Here is a 17,793-nt window from a genome sequence, read left to right on the forward strand (position 1 = left end):
GACAGGGTCCTTTTTAACTCAGCCGTCCTGTAGTATCCGGCAAGGCGTTGCCGTTGTAAGTAAAGTGTGTTTCAATCAATTTACAGGTAGCCAGCCTGCCTTTACAAAATGATCTGTGTACTTTTAGATTAATTGCTGAACATATTAGTCAGCAGATACACGAACAAAGGAGAGATAGTAACAGTTGCAAGGTGTTTTAATGTACACACTTGTGTTACCCGGCAGTAATTACAATGGCTGTCGATATATGTCGCCTAAGCCGCGGCATGTTCTGCGGAATCCTTTATAAACATTGCCTGTGCAATACGTTCAGAAGCTGTTTCACAAAAGTCCAGCCCTGAGTAATCGGGATTGAGACCGGCTATATACGGTACTGCCATGATATAAAGACTGGCCGTTACCTCGCCAAACTTATTCACTACCTGGAAGTGATCGTTGATATTGATACCAGGTACCTGCAGGTAATGATCATGCGGCGTAAGCCTTACAATATTTAAGTTGCCCTGCTCAATTTGTGCCCGGGCACTTTCTACCGACTGAAATTTTAATTGTGCCGGGCTAATGATGGCGGCAGTTGCCAGCGAGGGAAAAGGAAAATCGCTGAACATAAAAGCGGGCTGCCCGACCGCATTAATAAACATCTTATAGTACATCTGCCGCTGCTCCCCTGCTTCATCGGTATACCTGTAAAGGCACCCTCCTTCCTGTACTGGTACAACTTCACTGTCAGCCTCCACAGGCACAATACGCAGTACACCTGCCTCGTGCAATGCAATGAGTTCCCTGGCTGAACTTTGAGGCACAAATGCGATTACGATAGCTATCAGTGGCATCAGGACTTTTTTAAGGCGCAGCATGTCTTCCGCGGAAAAATGTTTAGCCGGATAATTCATTTCGTAACTGAGCTCGGCCAGCATCTCCTTCCAGTATACTGACTGTTGATTGCGAATAGATTTTTCGGCTTCGCGGTACTCGGCTTTAAACAGTGTGAAGGGATCCAATGCTTCCCTCATCGCCATCATCGCTTCTACAAATTCTTCCAGGTTCATGCCTGCTATCCGTTCAAAAAATGCCGCATTCTTTTCACGGAGCGGCTGCTTAAAATGCTGTTCGAAAATATAGTCAAGTGGCACAAAGCCATTGTGTTTATCTTTTATACTATTGATCTGGCCTGGTGTTAGTGCTCTTCCCTGGGATAAGTGGGTATCATCCAAATGAAAACGAATACCCGGCAGCAGGCCTTTAATAGAATGGAGTGCCAGGCTGAACCCTTCACTTGCTTTATTTACAGAGTATGTATACATTCCATTATCCTGTTTGCTAAATGTACCGTTTTGCCTTGCCAGGGTACGAATGGCATCAATAGCAGTCAGAGAAGCGCCCTTAATGGCTACAGGAAAATTAACCGGCTGCTGCAGCTTGGCCGGCGGATAGGGAGAATCATACCACCGACGGATGGAGTGCTCATATTGCTTTGGCCAGCAGTGCCCTGTACAAATCACCACATCGTCAAATTCATACTTGCTGCCAGTAGCTGTAAACACGGTTGTCTCGGAGCTACCAGCGTCGTATACTATGTCTGCTACCACGGTATTGTAATACATTTTTGTTTTAATACCAGCCTGCTTTGCTGCATGTTGCAGCAGTTTAAATTGTGCTGCCAGGTATTCTCCAAACAGCAGCCGGGGCAACACCTTAAATTCATTGAACATAGCAGGATCCATATCAAATTCCTGCAGCAGTTGGGGCGGACAATTATTTATCCAGTCACTTATGCTCGTTACAAGTTGTGGGATTTCGTTACCGGATACATTGGTAACATGCTCCTTACCAGCCCCTTCCCTGCTGTAAGGCATACCGGTACCCAGCCGATCTTTTTTTTCGAAAATAGCTACGTATACGGGAGCACCTGAGTTTTCAATAATCCGTTTGTATAAAAATAATGCGGCAGGCCCACCGCCAACAATACCAATCCGTTTCATAACTGTACATTGTGTATTTCAAAATTCTTTTGTTGAAGCAGGAGGAAACAACCATTTCGCGATAGAAAGTGCCAAAATTTTTGAACAGGATATCTTTATCCGGTTGCCAATATGCCCGGGCGACTTCATTGGCCCAGGCATTATTCAATATTACACAACTTCTATCCGTTTTGTTTAAGTGCCTTATCAAAAACTTTTAAGGCAGATGGATTGGCAATCCGGCTGGCTTTTATTTTTCTTTTACCGGGGGGCTTTCTCAACTCTTCCAATATTTCCTTATCCACAAAACCATAGTCCAGCGATTCTTCTTCCGTATTACTGAAATATATTTTTTTTAATCCTGCCCAGTAAACTGCTGCAGTACACATAGGGCATGGCTCCGCCGAGGAATAAATTTCACATCCGGACAAATCAGTCGTCCCCATATTTTCACAGGCATCTCTTATTGCCATTATTTCTGCATGGGCTGTGGGGTCTGTCAGTTGCAGCACGTGATTGCCGGAGCTACCTATAATCTTACCTTCCCTAATGATTACTGCACCAAATGGTCCTCCTTTTTTACTGTCAACTGCCTGCTCGGAGAGGTCAATGGCCATTTGCATAAATCTTTTCTGATCGTTGGTTACTGTCATGCTTACTTACCTGACAATTCTGTGCCATATTATCGCAGGAATAACCCTATGTTTATCCGGTATATCAATACGATCACTTTGATATCAGCATGTTATTCACGAGAACCGCATCTGCAATTTTCAGGGTGTACCCAATCAGTAACCAGTTCTATTGTTGTACCGTAGTTGCGGTTCTTTTAATTTTAGATTGTGCAGTTGCACTCTGCAACATCCTGAATCCATTTGCTCCAGCTACAGGACAATAATAATCCAATGCAGCAAGGGCTTCATTATAAGTAAGATCATATTCCATCACGGTTCCCCTGGTAACTACGTTTGCAGTATGATTGTAGAAATCCCTGGTACCAATACCGCCAAAGTTGCCAAACATCACATCTCCTTCATAGGTCCTGAATGCATCCAGGTTTTGTATAATGGTGTATCCATACTGTGTTTCTACCGCATAGTACCCGCATGAGTTATTGCTATACACTACATTGCCGCTCTCCTGTGAAAGCCAGTAGGAACTGTCATTGTGTATTCTGTCTTTTGTACAACTTGTAAATAAAATGGCAGCCAAAGCAGCTACAATTGAATAGGTGAAAATCTTTTTCATGGCTAATGTTTTTAAGATGAATGATTACCGCAATGAGACGGCAATCAGGAGGCTAAGTTTCATTACAACTTGTTAAAATAAACAGGGCTGTCAATGGTGCTGGCCATATGATATTTCATCTTTTCAGGCGACGCAACAATTGATTACCATCAACGCTTAATTGGCGGAAGAGGATAGCAATGGAACCATTCAAAGTGCTCTTTTGCCCTGGCTGACGCTGCAAAGGAAGACTTATCCAATAGCCCATTGCTTACTTCTGCACTTTGTAAAGGATGGCAGCAGCCCGGCTGCGGGTGTATTATCATTGATAACGTGTTCGTTGCATAGCCCGGGCAATAGTCTACCTTACACCATTTAGCCAAACAGAACTCATTTCAGCAGACTGTGTGGACCATAGGGGCGCAACGCCTACTTCAGTAAAACCTACAGATCAGGTGGGAAATCTGTATTTGTAAACCTCATAAATTACTACCGCCAAACAGGCAATTCTTCATATAGAAATAATGAAAAGGAAAAAAGCAATTTTGTATATTTAATACCTAAAACATACAACCATGATTAAACAAGCTTTGTTGGGTGAATTTGAGCAGGAAGCTGAGAACACCCGTAAATTATTGCAGGCCATTCCTGATGCTGCACTGAATTATAAACCACAGCCGCATCTATGGTCGGTAGGCCAGTTAGCATCGCACATTGCAGAAGTGTACAACTGGTTTGATGGTACTTTTAACCAGGATGTTTTTGATATGGGCTCTTACAAGTATGACAAGGGAGATATCAGCAAGGCATCCAATATTGTAGACAAATTTGAAGAAAATTTGGCAGTTGCAAGAAAGGTGCTGGAGGGCGCGGATGAAGCTACTTTGATGAACGTGTGGCACATGCAAATGGGCGGAAAAGATATTATGCCACCAATGCCCAGAGCAGCAGTGGTAAGAAGTTTCTTATTCAATCATCTTTACCATCACCGTGGAGAACTGGTGGCGCATTTAAGGGCTACCGGCAATACCATTCCTGGTTTGTATGGCCCTACATACGAAGAAAGCCAGGCGATGATGGCACAAATGAATTAAACTTATTTTTTGCATTGCCTGATATGCCGCAGCTGCTTATAACAATTGCGGCATCTTTATAATTGCGATTAACAGCTATACTATTAATTGTGGTTGTTTTGATTAACCTTGCAGCCGGTTCAGGTGCAAGCATGAAGGTGCGTTCTGTTCGCTGTAACATTTGCAGCAATCCGGCTGGGTTGCGTAAGGCAAATTCCTCTTTGTTCAAATAACAGGTCACTTCTACTATTTTTATAAAATTGTTAAGCGGATAAATGTCTTGTAATGCCTGCAAGCGCTGGCACTTCTTCAAACTGATAAACGCTTGCTCTTGCCAGCGGTAGATTAGTAATGTGTGGCCGGTTTCTTTGTTCCGTTAATGGCTCTGCAAAATAATGCTTTCCTGATAACGCATATGCCGGTGGTTCTGTTTTAATTGGCAGCATTGGTTGAATTGTTGTTAATTAATTTGTTGTATGTCGCAATGGGAGGCAATGGTCCTATTCCGCCCGCTACCCTTACACTAAAGCCAGTTCATTCTTCAGTAAAATTGTAAACAAAAAAAGGCATTAGCGGTGGTTAAAACTTTTCTTATACACGCATCTTAAACATGTATTGTTTCCCGTAAAAATGCAGCCGATCGCTAAACCGTATACGACAGTTTTAATGGATAGGTGCTTCAACTTGCTTCTTACCTGTTATGATAATCTTATAAATACTGTTTATTAAATTGACACGAGAGAATTGGTCAATAAGCTAAAACGCAGAATTGTCGTCCCCTGATAAAAATGAATAACCAACGCCTGTGTTATACCTTACCCATGGTTTTACTTACTTTAGCTAAAACTTTACTCCCTGTTAGCTATTTGCATTGTGTATATTTGGATAACAACAGCTTGTCCATAAACCCAGGTTTCTGTGTTTATCTCTGACCATAAAACCTAACTTAATTTGACAACGTTAAACCACCATACTTTTACCGCCCCATGTGTTGAAAAGATGAAAGTTTTGCAGCACAAATTCCAACACAAATTAAACGTTATGCATTATCGCCTGCTTTGCTGTAAAATCCACATACTGTTTACGCTGGCAATATTATGTAGTGCTCATATGCTGTTTGCCCAACCTTTCCGATTGGAGCATCCTGCTATGGATAGTTTTAAAAATATTATCAAGGTTAATCGACAGGATACGAATACAGTGCACGCTTTGTATTGGCTCAGCCGCTCCACAACACTTAGCAATACCAGTGAATCTGTTGAGTTGGGAAATGAAGGACTTAACCTCGCAAGAAAAATAAAATTTCCGATGGGTGAACTGGAATGTCTTGAAGCCCTGTCTTTCTCTTATGCTATAACCTCTTCTTTTGAAAAGGGGTTTGCTGCAGCGTATGAATCAATCAACCTAAGTAGAAAACATGCTCCCGTCCGGGAGATCTATGGCATCAATATGATGGGCCTGCTTTACCAGAAACTGGGAGATGATAAGGAGTCGCTGCAATGGGCACAGAAAGCCTACTATCACCCCCGGATAAAACAGTCAGATCATTTCACGCAATGGAGTGCTATGTTTCTATTGGCGCAGGAACATGAAAGGCAAAACAACCTGGATTCAGCAGAACATTTTGCGAAAGAGACACAGGCTTACTCCAAATTGTATTTTCCATTCCAGGAAAGTTGGCCCATATTGATACTGGCACGTATCAGCAGCAAGCGCAAACAATATGATGAAGCGGCAAATTATTGCAAGCAGATCTTGGCAACTTCCAACGGTCAGGAAGGTTTTTTTGAAAATGAGGTAACCAATGAACTGGCACTGATCTATTTTAACCAGGGCAGGCAGGACTCAGCACAACGATATGCAAGCCTCGCATTGGATGGAGGAAACAAATTTAAAAATTACCTGGTCATAATGAATTCTTCCAACTTATTATCACAGGTGTTTGAAAAAACAGACCCGGCCAGGGCATACGGATTTTTAAAGACCTCAACAGCCGCCAAAGATACCGTTACCAATATTGAAAAAGCCAAACAGGTAAAGCAACTGGAGATAAAAGAAAAGCAGCGCATGGACGATTTGAACCTAGCTGAAACAGACGCTAAAAACAAGTTGCGTTTTAATACCGCAGTTGGACTTTTGGTAAGTACGCTGGTAATTTCATTTGTTCTTTACCGCAATAACCGTAATAAGCAAAAAGCAAACCTTGCTTTAAAAGACAAGAACGATAAAATAGAAAAAACGGTGTCGGAACTCAATACCACGCAGACATCCCTTGTTGCCAGGAATGCAGAGAATGAATTGTTACTGAAAGAAATTCATCACAGGGTAAAAAATAACCTGGAAGTAGTAAGCAGCCTGCTGGCTTTGCAAAGCAACCAGCTGAACGACGTCAGTGCCAGGGATGCGATGCACGAAGGACAAAACCGGGTGCAATCCATCGGCATTGTGCACCAGAAATTGTACCAGGGCGTAAACCTGGGTGCCATTGAAATGAAAGATTATTTCCTTAACCTAAGTGATAGCATACTGGATTCTTTTGGCGCACAAAAAAGGGTGCAGGTAGAATGTGCCATGGAGGCATTGAACGTAGATGTGGATACTGCTGTACCGCTCGGCCTGATTGTAAACGAACTGTTGACCAACACCATTAAATATGCTTTTCCCGATGGCAGAAGCGGTAAAGTGCAGATTAAATTAGCGCAAGCAGCTAATGGTAATTTACACATGCAGGTATCGGATAACGGCGTGGGCAAAAGCGGGATCATCAAAGGCACCGGCTTTGGCGGGCAACTCATCTCACTGCTCACACAACAATTAGAAGGCACCATGAAAGAAGAAAATAACAATGGTACGCATGTATTCTTTGAATTTAAACCAGTAAAGGCTGCTTAAGTTTTACGTACGAGTCACCATAATTTGAATTATCGCGACTTAAACTTCCCGGAGGAGAAGTTGCTTTGAAGTCGGCCGCAAAAGATTTATTGCTGCGTATTAATTTTATGGCTTGCTTTAATAACAGCATCATTGATGACTTTTATCCGGCTTAACTCCATTTTTTCAACAGCCCTGTCATAAGTTAAAAAGCCGTTTATTTCATGTTCCACATCGGTTGTTTGAGTATATACGGCTACGCTGAGTCCTTTGTATTTCATCAATTGTTCAACCTGGTCCAGTAAAAACACATACCGGTCGGTAAGTGCTGCTTTTGTTGGTTCGTAATCGTAAGCATTGTTTGCAACAGGCCACATGTGTCCTCTTGTAAATAAACCAACTCCGCCAAATTCGCCCAATGATGCAGCACGGCGATCATCTGGTACAGATGCACCGTAGGGACCAACATAAATATGGGTATCCACAAAATCACCATTGCCAGGGTCGCCATAAGCTTGCTGATAAGATGGATTATTATTGAATCCGGAATTACCATTTACCAATCGTGACGGGTCATACTGTTTTATCCAGTCTGTAATTGATTTAACATCAAAGGCACCCCAATTTTCATTAAAAGGTACCCAGGTAATAATGGATGGGGAGTTATAATGATCATCTACTATTGCTTTTAATTCCTGTCGGAATTCACTTCTTGTTTTAACCGTGTCTTCATCCTGGTACCATATCGCCGGCATATCCTGCCAAACCATCAGCCCCAACTTATCTGCCCAATAATAAAAACGCCGGGGCTCGGTTTTCATATGTTTTCTGATAAGATTAAAGCCTGCTTTTTTAGTGAACAGGATATCAAACTTTAAAGCTTCCTCCGTAGGAGCAGTCAAAATTCCATCAGGCCAGTAGCCCTGGTCGAGCAATCCGAGTTGCATTACAAATTGTCCATTCAGCAAGGTCCTGTTCACACCATTCACTTTACCCACTTTGATATCCCTCATGCCAAAATAGCTTATCACCTCATCAGTACTCCTTCCATTTGCATTGAATAAAGTAATTTTCAAATCATATAAAAAGGGTGTATCTGGCGACCAGTGTTTGGGATGATTTATCGGGAGAAAAAAATCAGCTCCGGAGAAGGAATTCACCTGAGCTATCACTTTTTTACCATCCATTGCTACTGCGGAAAGCTTTGTTCCACTTGTTGCATTTACAAATATTTTCAACCGGTTGTTTTCCAGGTCGGGAAGTAACCGGATATTTTCTATATAGTTTGTATTCACGGGTTCCAGCCAAACTGTTTGCCAGATGCCTGAAGAAAAAGTATAGTCTCCCCTCGGGCCATTTTTACCCGATGGTGCTTTGCCGTCATTGGGATCATGCGCCGCCACAACAAGGCTATTCATTCCTTTTTTTAAGAAACGCGTAACATTAAAACTGAAAGCATCGTAGCCACCTGAATGACGACCTGCTTTCTGGCCGTTTACAAATATGGTAGCATCGTGATCAACGGCATCAAAGTGCAGTATCACCTGTTTGTTTTGCCAGGCTTCCGGAATGGCAAAGCTGCGATGATACCACATATTGATTTCCTGGTTGCGCTCAATACCGGATAGCACTGATTCCGGGCAATACGGAACACGTATCTTCTCCGCTTTACCTTCAAAGTAGATTGGATTTTCCGGATTGAATGCACTGGCAATTCCTTTACCACCCACATAATCCCATTTACCGTTCAAACACATCCATTGCGCACGTTGTAATTGTGGCCGTGGATATTCGCTTAGTGGAATGGATGCCTCCATTGCGGACCTGGTCCACCGGGTTGGCAGTTTTGCCTCCTGTGCAGTTAACAGGTAATAACAATGGACGGTGAAAAATAATGACAGGAACAATGTCGTATGAAGTTGTTTCATGTTGAATATTTTACAGGTTTCAATTTATTGCTTCGATAGATGGCCCAACGTGCAGGCTTTACTTTCCCGGATCCATTCACCCCGTTGTTCATTTTGTCTTCAACAGATCATCAACAAACGGTGCTGCCCGGTTATTTCCTTTGGAGCACGGTGAACACAGGGAGGAACCTGACTTTCAGGATGATCAATCGCTAATCTCCATAAATTACCCAGGCCTAAGCTAACAGGGCGTGCGGCGGCTTTTGGCTGGTAGTGCAGATCAAAGCAATGCTCACTTAAAAATGTTTCAAAACCTTCGGCTGCTCCATGATATAGTTTTTTAAGTTCAGCACGTATTTCGGGAACAAAAACTTTTTGTTCGGCTTGTACATTCGGCAATATTTCACTCGGCTCGCCATAGTACGTGCATAAAAAGGTATCGGTTGGTACAGGCGAGCGATCGGCATGAAATGAATACACATCCGTTGGAAAAAACGGGCAGGCATCGTCTCTCTCATAGCTCCTGATTACATTAAGGATGGGAGCTGCGCCATGCGCTTCCAACAATTTCAAATCCCGCAAAAGAATGTCACGGGCAAGCTGCCCCTGTTCACTCAATTGAAGTCTACGAAGCCCGGCTTCATCAAGTACCGCTATATTTTCGGTTAGTTCTACCTTGTCGACAATATCAGCAAAATCGCCTGGTAATGTACGGGTCCAGCAAATCGCATTCATTGCTCCATGAAAAGGCGTGGAAACAAGATCCTGAAAATTTGTGACACAGTGAATTGGGTACTCAGAATGAGATAAATTGATCATAGTGGTTGATATAAATATAGAATCATTGGACGAAAGTAGCGATACTCAACTATTAGACAAATTCATTTTGTTACAGTCAGGTCGGGCGCAACCTGGCATCGAAGAGTACGCCAAACACAGAAGCAAATTGTAACTAAAATATATAACTCTTCCACCCGGGCTTTCGCGGATCCATGGACATAACTTAAAGTGGGTACAAAGTTGACAGTAATGGCTATTTAATATATGGCGTTGCATCTGGAGATTTGCAACAGGTGATAGCGAGGCTTTATAGTAAGACCAACTTGCATTATCAGCGTCATTAAATTTTTTCCTTGGCAACCACTGTGCTGGGAGGAAGCGTTCCTGCGAAGGGTGCTGATCAACCGGCAATCAACGTTTGTGTACACAACAAAATAGCCACATCTTTAAAGACGTGGCCATTGAGACAATTTATTTTTTTTAAAGAGATAGCTGTACCGCTGGGTTTAATTCTTTTTTTCTTCCCTTATTTCTCTCTCTGCTTTATGAACCGGGTTTTTTACACCATGTGCTTTTTTTAGATGTTTAGCTTTTCGGTGTTCATTCTTGCGGATGGCTCTTACATCTTTTCTATCTTCAACAGCCTGTCCAACTTTCAAATGTTTAAGATCATCGCCTACTTCTTTCTTTTCATCTTTCTTAGCCTCAATTGTTTTCTTAAGGTCTTTTTCTTCGGCCTTTTTAGTTTGTGCCATTGCACCTGTTGTAAATGCCAGGCCCAACATGATAATAATTATCCTTTTCATTTTGTAATTTTTTGTGTGAGTAATTCAATACCTGGCCAATGGATGCTATTAATGTGCCAGTTCCTGTTAAGCATAAATACCGTAAATAATTCGTCCCTATACTACAATTTAAACAGGATGAAACGTATACTGTGACTACTTTTAACGGACAAAGCATCAATGGCTGACTGGTTCTGTATGGCAAGTTAAATGGCGTGAGGTAAGAAGCAGTACGCAACTACATACGGGGAATTTTGTAATCATATTACCATTTCAATAAATACCGGCAGATAAAAATTATCCCGGTCTGTTATCCTTTCCCTGCTTTTTTTCGCATCAGTTTTTTGTAGCATGCCACAAAACGTTGCATCGGGCTGATTATGCTGGTTTCCCGGATATAAACAACGTTCCCGGGTAACACACTGGCCCGCGAAGAGGCATCAATGCCTGAGTTAAATGTATTCTATTTACTTTATCAGTCTGATTGAAATTCATAATGGTTTGCCGCCGGTTGCGCTTCGGTGTGCGCAACTTTTATACGATACCCTGGCTGTTCGTTCGTGTTGTTATGAATGGTGCAATAGCCCTAATTAAAAGCCTGTTAAAGCTCAATGTCCATTCGTCTTAACAAGCCGTCTTTCAAAATGTAAATATGCTTTACAGTTCCATCAAAAATCGTATTGTCTTGTAAGTCCTTTACTATTTGATGAACCGTAATTTCTAAAGTGCCGTCCTTTCTTTCATACAATCCCACGGGCTCAACATGGGGATTTATTTCTGTCCATTGTCTTGTCCAATATTCTCTTATCCCACCGTGTCCACCTACATAACCTCCTTCAAATGCTTTTGGCCATTGAACTTCCGGATGCATTGTTGAAAGCGCCGTGTCAATGTCTCTTGCATTGAATGCGGAATAAGCTTTCTTAATTAAGTCTTCGTATTGAGATGCCATAATTTTATTTTAGGTTAGCTGTTATTTAGCAAGAGTACAACCCCATAAATATAAGATGTTACTGAGTAAAAAAACGAAATTATAAATCCGTTAGTTATCGCTATCTATTTTGTATTGTTGCGGGTATCATACGTTTGAAATTCTACAAATGATCAGCTTTCTACAATCCTTAGCATAGGCACGTACGTTACAGCATGTATATTATTTTTATTGCGTCTCAGTACGCAAGGTCGCCGGCTAACGCACCGGCCCGGGAGCAGGCGTTGCCGGCAAGAGATACAGCAGCAGGATTAGTCTTTGCTGTATACAAGATGATCGCCAACAATCCTGGCCGGGCTGGTGTACGGATGCTCTTCCATTTTTCCGATGTTCATGATGTGCAGTACTGTCCACCCCTGCATCTTATAATAATCTGAAACAAGCGACCGGTGGCAACGCCACCAGACTGCTTCCGAACACATATAAGCAGTCCGTTGTTTTAAGGCAATGGCTTCCAGTTCCTTTGCCGCTGTTTTAAAAGCATCCGTCTCCATATAGTCTGCATATCCTCTGAATGCGGCAACACGCCAACCCGTATTAATAGAATTGGGCTGCACTTTTCTTCGTCCCCCGAGTGCTCTCAGGTGGATGTATTGTAGGTTGTTTTCAGGTAATGAAACTTCAAGTGCTTCTTTATTAAAATGAGGATACCGGTTTGAGCCTGGAAAACTTCTTATATCAGCAACCAGTTCAACCTGGAAGGATTTAAGCATAGCAATAAATTCATCCAGGCTACGGGTAGAATGACCGATTGTCCAAATTGTTTTATTTTGTTCTGGCTTTATCATTCCTTTCCTGCCATGGTTGTTGCAAGCGTCAATAAAAAAATCGTTTCCTGTACAGCCAGTACGCTGTGAGGAATACCTGGATGAAGGGCCAGCATTTGACCTTTACTTAATTCAAGAGACTTATCATCTGTGGTAAATTTTATTTGCCCTTCCAATACCTGTACGCTGATATAACCGCCCGCAGTATGTTTTGCCATTTCTGCACCTGCATGAAGACCAATCAGCACAATACGCATCCCGTCTGTTTTAAAAACCGTTATGCTGTTGCGATCGCTTTCTTTCCAAGGTTGCTCTTGTTTTAATTGATCAGTAAAAGCCGCAATGTTTATGGATACCAATACTGCATCTAAAAGATGATCCTGTTTGCGTTGCGGGGTTGCGTCGTTGAATTTTTGTTCCATTTTAATTTGATTTTATTTTTATTGAAATAGTATTGTATTGATGTGTTCTTATTTATTACGTATTGGCCAGCAAATCAAAATATTCATCGTCTTCATTTTTGCCTCCAAAACCTTTCCCTATACTTTCATGTGTTTCCAAAAACTCAATAGAGCTTATCCATTTCACCATTTTATAACCCAGTTGATTTTCTATCCTAAGCCTTAATGGAGCGCCGTGTTCAGGCGGTAATGTTTCATAATTCATTTCCCATGCCAGTATGGATTGAGGCTTCAGGCAGTTATCAAGCGTGCTGGTATCATAATAAACGCCTCCGTAAAGCCCTTCGCCAAAAGAATAGAAAGCTACAGTTGTTACCGCTGCATGTGGTTTAACCAATTCAATAATTTTACCAACTGGCAGTCCTCCCCATTCGGCTATGCCAGACCAGCCCTGTATGCAATGGTGCATGGTAATGGTTTGCTTCATCCCTAAATCTTTAAGCTCCTGCAGTGATAATGATACCGGGTTATCTACCAGCCCTCCTATTTTTAATTTGTAATCTTTAAAATCATTTGCTGCAAGTTGTTGCCATGTCTCGGATGCTGGCATTTTTCCGTTGGCCCAGAAGTAGGGCGAAATATCCTTTTTGTTGTAATATGCTTTTGGCTTGAACCGGTTTAAAGTAACCCGCCATAAATTTTCGTTGATGGCAGCATTGAGCTGTTGCAGCAACCGTGGTTTGCGCCAGGAAAGCCAATGCGCAAGAAAACCCATACCGCCAGTAATAAAAATAATTGCAATGCCGATGTACAATCCTGATAAACTGCCCGTATCATCTGTTCCCAAAGTAATATGATTCATATTTCTAACCAACCCTGTTGCAGCTATCATAGCAACATGTATCATAATAAAGATCACATAGGCTATCATTATTAAAAAGTGCACAGAACGGGCACTCTGGCGGTTGCCAAATAATTTTGGATACCAGTGAAACCGGTTTTCAATAGCGGGCGACATAGCCATGCCCGTAAACATTGCCAAAGGTGCCAGGATAAAAACCGCACCAAAATAAGATAGCTGCTGCAATGCATTGAATTGATAATATCCATTGGGTTCCACCGGCAGATGCAATGTTGCATAGTGAACAAAGACATTCCAGGCATCCGGAATAATTTTCCATGAGGTGGGAACAAGACGTACCCATTGCCTGGTATAAAAAAGCAGGAATATAAAAACAACTCCGTTCAGCATAAAAAAAGGCACGGTAATAAAATGCCACGATCTTGCTATGCCGATGGTATGCCGGTAACCGGGCAAACCCAATACCGGGCTGATATAACGGGCATCTTCTTTAGCAGTCCACGATTTGTCTTTGGGTTGTTTTAAGGGTGTAAAGCGTATCCAGTCGGTTCCCGGTTTGCAACCATTGTTCCAGTACAGGCGGGGGTGATCCACTAAAATGGAAAGGCCGCTTCTGATGATCAGCACCAGAAAAAAGAAGTTGACCCAATGGCTGAGATTTACCCACATTGGGAACCCTGCAGGATCTGCCGGGGTTGTTGAATTAGAAATGCCCACGGGATCTGCAGGCAACCCTGTTATCCAAAATTGCAGCCATGCTGCTGCAAGCGGAAGCAATATAAGTAGGGCAAACAGTACCTTCATATAAGGCTTAACGCCAATATGCATACGTCTGTCAGCGGGATAATGTATTGCTTTTTCCTCCTTTGTAAACCGGGTAAACATGAATGCGATATTTTAAACAATAGCTGCTATACTCCGCTGTAAAAAGAATCATTTTTGGATGTTACTTTCAGCTTTATAAATATGATACCCAGCACATCGTTGTACATGCCCTTAGCATCAACTATTGTTCCTACTTTCTTCAGCATTGCTGTATTACATAAAGGATGACATTAGCAGGCGGTTCAGCTCGCCCTCAAAACGGTAAAGCACCCTGTCCGATTTTGGCAGTGCGATAATACAGTTTGTTTAACGGGGGTTATACAATCCCGGCTGTACCACCTGCCGGGGCCAATGATTGTAAACTACATGTTCAAACCTTTTCCTTAGTTTAATCGTATATACGGCATGGTAAAAATATTTGTTGCTTCATTGCTGTTGGTGGCTGTAACTTCCTGTTCAAAAAAAGAGGTGCAGTCTGTTTCCCCGGTATCGGTAGTTACAGTACCGCCAAGGGTTCCACCCCGAGTATTGGATTCGGGCACCTGCTCTTATCTTGCACTTGGCGACTCCTATACCATCGGTCAGTCTGTAGCGGTGGCAGACAGGTACCCCATGCAGACAGCGGCTATGCTGCTGGCAGATTCAATAAAAATGGATGTACCGGAAATTATTGCAAGAACTGGCTGGACTACCAGAAATCTTTTAAACGGCATCTTCGCCAATCCGCCTGCCCGGTCAACTTACTCATTTGTTTCATTGCTCATCGGGGTTAACAATCAATTCCAGCATTTACCAATCGAATGGTACCAGGACGAATTTAAAACCTTGCTGAATATCGCAATCAGTTATGCAGGTAACAATCCGAAACGTGTGTTTGTACTCTCTGTACCGGACTATAGTGTAACACCCAAAGCAGGTAATTTAAACCAGGCAGCAATTGCCGAAGAAATTGATCTCTACAACAGCATCAACAGCCAGATTGCTTCAGCAAGAGGATGCAACTATATTAATATCACAGCTGCGTCAAGGCAGGTAGTTAACAACCCCTCCTTAATAGCTTTGGATGGTTTGCATTATTCCGGTGAAGAGTATAAAAAATGGGCTTCCCTTTTAACGGAAGCTATGGAGGCTTCTTTACCTTGATTTGTATTGGTTTGACAATAGCTGCTCCGGACAGAAATTGTTTCATGCAGACACGAATCATAGCTGAGGTCCCCGGAAGCGGAAAACAAAATACTGGTTTAGAGAAAAACCGCCTCTTGTTCTGACAGGGATTGAGCCTTTTTACGGGAGAGTTTTAGTACATTACTGAACCTTTACGAATTTGCTGGTTGCACATCGTTCAGCTTCAAATTCGTAATAATTTCTATAAAGCAGGGGGTATTGATATACTCCTTCTATCATATAAAATAGCCCAAAGTAAGGCACATCGGGATACAGGTATTTTGTAAATATATTTTTTAAGCCAGGTGCTTTTACATTTGCCACAGCAGGTTGTAGCCAAGAATTAAAAACAAGGTATTCCCGGTACTGAAATTCATGAATGATTTCATGCGCCACAATCAAATATTTTTCACTGGTATCCTGGTAAACAAAAGCACGCCCATAATTAACGCCATCATGTATTCCTCTTTCAGAGCGCATCACCTCTTTTCTTTTAAAACTCATAATACCAGTAACCAGCGTGGTACTAATATCGAATTTACCTTTTGAGAGCGCTACACCAGAAGCAATTACTGCCTCCGGCAATACCCTTACCCTGATCTTTTTTGCTGATCCTGTAGAAAAGTCAACTCTCAGGAAGGCATACTCAAAATTCCAGTTCTTAAGAAACGGTTCGTTGGCTGCAGCATTTTGTATAATTGAATTACCTGCGGCATTTAATAATCTGGCTGGCAAGGCATAAGCAAAACTGTTATTTTTATTAATCAAATAAATAGATTTTTTTGACGAATAATTGATTAATCCTCCAATACTTCCCTGCCAGAAGCCTCTTACAAAACACCTTTTCCAGTTTTCATTTTTCTTATTAATTACTGCGCCAATACCGGATGTAATGCCACCCAACCCAACATTGTACAATAAAATATTGTTCTCCTGGTTTTGAGAAAAAACAACTTGCGGAATAAATAAAAGGATCAATAAAAATTTCATGCTGACTGGTATTTTGCACTTACAACCATCAACAAATTACTGTCTTGTTTTTGTGGAAAGAATGACAATGGTTATTAAATTGGCTGATTGCTGTTACAAAGGACGCTGCTGTTATCAATACTTGTTTAACGCTGCACCAGGCATTTTTTTTCAATTCCCCCGGGTCGGTGTACTTCATGCGACAGAACTCCCTCATTAACGAACGCATACTTTCAAACTGGGATAGCTTCAACTAGCCCGGCGTGAAGCGCTGTTAATGTGCACGGATGTAGTTGTGCCATTTGCCTGGTCTCCAAAATAATACTATCCCCATAATTTTATATGCTTACCAGTTCTGTCGGTAAGCGCTACATGACTGCTGCAGCGGGCGCAGAATTGTTGTTAGCGCAATTGTAGTGCGGCACTGGATAATCAACGCCCCTTTTTACCCTACGCCTTTTCGCCAATGCTGGAAGAGTATAAACTAATCACGACAATAAATTCTGACAAAAGTTAAAATTTATTTAGACGGTACAAATGCTTCCTGGCTCTGAAATGGCTGATGATAAAAAGTATTCCTGCTATAATAAAAGGAAATGTAATGAGCAATATTATCTCCATGCATTGCACAAGGGAAAAGTGATTTGTGTTGTAATTGTGAAGGAAAATAATTGGTGTCATAATGATACCAACGGCCGTAAACAATATACCGCCGGCAAATTCCCATTTCCATGAAACATATAGAAACCCGATCAAAATAAAGGATGGAACAAGATGAATAAAAAAAGTTAACAATTGTTGCCAGACGGAGTGATTCGATTCAAAAGCATCAGCTGCAAACACGCTAACAAAACCAATAGCAATAATGCAAATAATCCTGGGAATCCAATGGAACTGAAGGGCTTTCATTCCTGCATTTTTTAATGCTTCTAAACTAGCCAGAAATACCCTTTCAAAAAATGATTTTGATCATTATTGCCCTTGCCATTGTTATATGTTTTCACTAACGCATTTTGTACCAACCATTGCAAGCTGTTGATGTTAACATAAATGCTGTCACTTATTGATAATAATTTTTTAAAATAAACTTCATTTAATCCATTTTACGAATTGCGATGACCATTACACTTAAAGTTGCCGTCAATTGTATTTGTCTGATACTTTATTTTGCTACAGGCCGAAGGGGCTCAACCTGAATTGGAAGAGGTTA

Annotated in this window: 16 protein-coding genes; 3 read left to right on the forward strand and 13 right to left on the reverse strand. The window is 41.8% G+C overall.

Translation table 11 applies throughout. The features are described from left to right. Window positions 1–254 precede the first annotated feature (254 nt). The 3 genes from QWZ08_RS06785 to QWZ08_RS06795 all read right to left on the reverse strand — a co-directional run bounded on the left by QWZ08_RS06785 (window position 255) and on the right by QWZ08_RS06795 (window position 3,209). Window positions 255–1,982 (reverse strand): FAD/NAD(P)-binding protein, encoded by a 1,728-nt coding sequence (locus tag QWZ08_RS06785; RefSeq protein WP_290336517.1) that lies wholly within the window; start codon window positions 1,980–1,982, stop codon window positions 255–257. Between the two features lie 161 nt (window positions 1,983–2,143). Continuing rightward, the gene (locus tag QWZ08_RS06790) at window positions 2,144–2,614 is read right to left on the reverse strand and encodes a nucleoside deaminase (protein ID WP_290336518.1); all 471 of its coding nucleotides are present in this window, start codon (window positions 2,612–2,614) and stop codon (window positions 2,144–2,146) included. A 148-nt stretch (window positions 2,615–2,762) separates the two neighbouring features. Beyond that, window positions 2,763–3,209, reverse strand: a complete 447-nt coding sequence (locus QWZ08_RS06795) for a hypothetical protein (RefSeq protein ID WP_290336519.1) — start codon at window positions 3,207–3,209, stop codon at window positions 2,763–2,765. A gap of 554 nt (window positions 3,210–3,763) precedes the next feature. Between QWZ08_RS06795 and QWZ08_RS06800 the strand changes: the two genes are divergently transcribed. Further along, window positions 3,764–4,282 carry a DinB family protein gene (locus QWZ08_RS06800; protein ID WP_290336520.1) on the forward strand — a complete coding sequence of 173 codons (519 nt, stop codon included), beginning with the start codon at window positions 3,764–3,766 and terminating at the stop codon, window positions 4,280–4,282. A gap of 242 nt (window positions 4,283–4,524) precedes the next feature. Here the strand turns inward: QWZ08_RS06800 and QWZ08_RS06805 are convergent, their stop codons facing one another. Further along, on the reverse strand, window positions 4,525–4,707 hold the full coding sequence (locus tag QWZ08_RS06805; protein WP_290336521.1) for a hypothetical protein: 183 nt from the start codon (window positions 4,705–4,707) through the stop codon (window positions 4,525–4,527). A gap of 688 nt (window positions 4,708–5,395) precedes the next feature. Between QWZ08_RS06805 and QWZ08_RS06810 the strand changes: the two genes are divergently transcribed. Next, window positions 5,396–7,153: a tetratricopeptide repeat-containing sensor histidine kinase gene (locus tag QWZ08_RS06810; protein WP_290336522.1), complete on the forward strand. Its 1,758-nt coding sequence runs from the start codon at window positions 5,396–5,398 to the stop codon at window positions 7,151–7,153. Between the two features lie 86 nt (window positions 7,154–7,239). Here QWZ08_RS06810 and QWZ08_RS06815 read toward each other — a convergent pair whose 3' ends face one another. The 7 genes from QWZ08_RS06815 to QWZ08_RS06845 all read right to left on the reverse strand — a co-directional run bounded on the left by QWZ08_RS06815 (window position 7,240) and on the right by QWZ08_RS06845 (window position 14,510). Then, complete coding sequence (locus QWZ08_RS06815) at window positions 7,240–9,060, reverse strand: glycoside hydrolase family 2 protein (RefSeq protein WP_290336523.1); 1,821 nt, start codon at window positions 9,058–9,060, stop codon at window positions 7,240–7,242. 99 nt (window positions 9,061–9,159) lie between these two features. Continuing rightward, the gene (locus tag QWZ08_RS06820; RefSeq protein WP_290336525.1) at window positions 9,160–9,858 is read right to left on the reverse strand and encodes a DUF1826 domain-containing protein; all 699 of its coding nucleotides are present in this window, start codon (window positions 9,856–9,858) and stop codon (window positions 9,160–9,162) included. Window positions 9,859–10,325: 467 nt separating this feature from the next. After that, on the reverse strand, window positions 10,326–10,625 hold the full coding sequence (locus QWZ08_RS06825) for a hypothetical protein (RefSeq protein WP_290336526.1): 300 nt from the start codon (window positions 10,623–10,625) through the stop codon (window positions 10,326–10,328). Between the two features lie 580 nt (window positions 10,626–11,205). Beyond that, a complete protein-coding gene (locus QWZ08_RS06830) occupies window positions 11,206–11,556 on the reverse strand; it encodes a nuclear transport factor 2 family protein (RefSeq protein WP_290336528.1) in 351 nt (116 codons plus the stop codon). Window positions 11,557–11,846: 290 nt separating this feature from the next. Continuing rightward, window positions 11,847–12,383, reverse strand: a complete 537-nt coding sequence (locus QWZ08_RS06835) for a DUF488 domain-containing protein (RefSeq protein WP_290336530.1) — start codon at window positions 12,381–12,383, stop codon at window positions 11,847–11,849. Continuing rightward, window positions 12,380–12,784 carry a cupin domain-containing protein gene (locus QWZ08_RS06840; RefSeq protein WP_290336532.1) on the reverse strand — a complete coding sequence of 135 codons (405 nt, stop codon included), beginning with the start codon at window positions 12,782–12,784 and terminating at the stop codon, window positions 12,380–12,382. Before QWZ08_RS06840 ends, QWZ08_RS06835 begins: the two co-directional genes overlap by 4 nt. A gap of 55 nt (window positions 12,785–12,839) precedes the next feature. Beyond that, window positions 12,840–14,510, reverse strand: coding sequence for a molybdopterin-dependent oxidoreductase (locus QWZ08_RS06845; RefSeq protein WP_290336533.1), 1,671 nt, complete (start codon window positions 14,508–14,510; stop codon window positions 12,840–12,842). Window positions 14,511–14,855: 345 nt separating this feature from the next. Here QWZ08_RS06845 and QWZ08_RS06850 point away from each other — a divergent pair, with 345 nt between their 5' ends. After that, window positions 14,856–15,593 (forward strand): GDSL-type esterase/lipase family protein, encoded by a 738-nt coding sequence (locus QWZ08_RS06850; protein ID WP_290336534.1) that lies wholly within the window; start codon window positions 14,856–14,858, stop codon window positions 15,591–15,593. 162 nt (window positions 15,594–15,755) lie between these two features. Here the strand turns inward: QWZ08_RS06850 and QWZ08_RS06855 are convergent, their stop codons facing one another. Then, a complete protein-coding gene (locus QWZ08_RS06855) occupies window positions 15,756–16,604 on the reverse strand; it encodes a hypothetical protein (protein ID WP_290336535.1) in 849 nt (282 codons plus the stop codon). Window positions 16,605–17,096: 492 nt separating this feature from the next. Beyond that, complete coding sequence (locus tag QWZ08_RS06860; RefSeq protein ID WP_290336536.1) at window positions 17,097–17,492, reverse strand: DUF7670 domain-containing protein; 396 nt, start codon at window positions 17,490–17,492, stop codon at window positions 17,097–17,099. Between the last annotated feature and the right edge of the window lie 301 nt (window positions 17,493–17,793).

The sequence above is a fragment of the Ferruginibacter paludis genome (genome assembly GCF_030409685.1).
GTDB lineage: Bacteria > Bacteroidota > Bacteroidia > Chitinophagales > Chitinophagaceae > Ferruginibacter > Ferruginibacter paludis.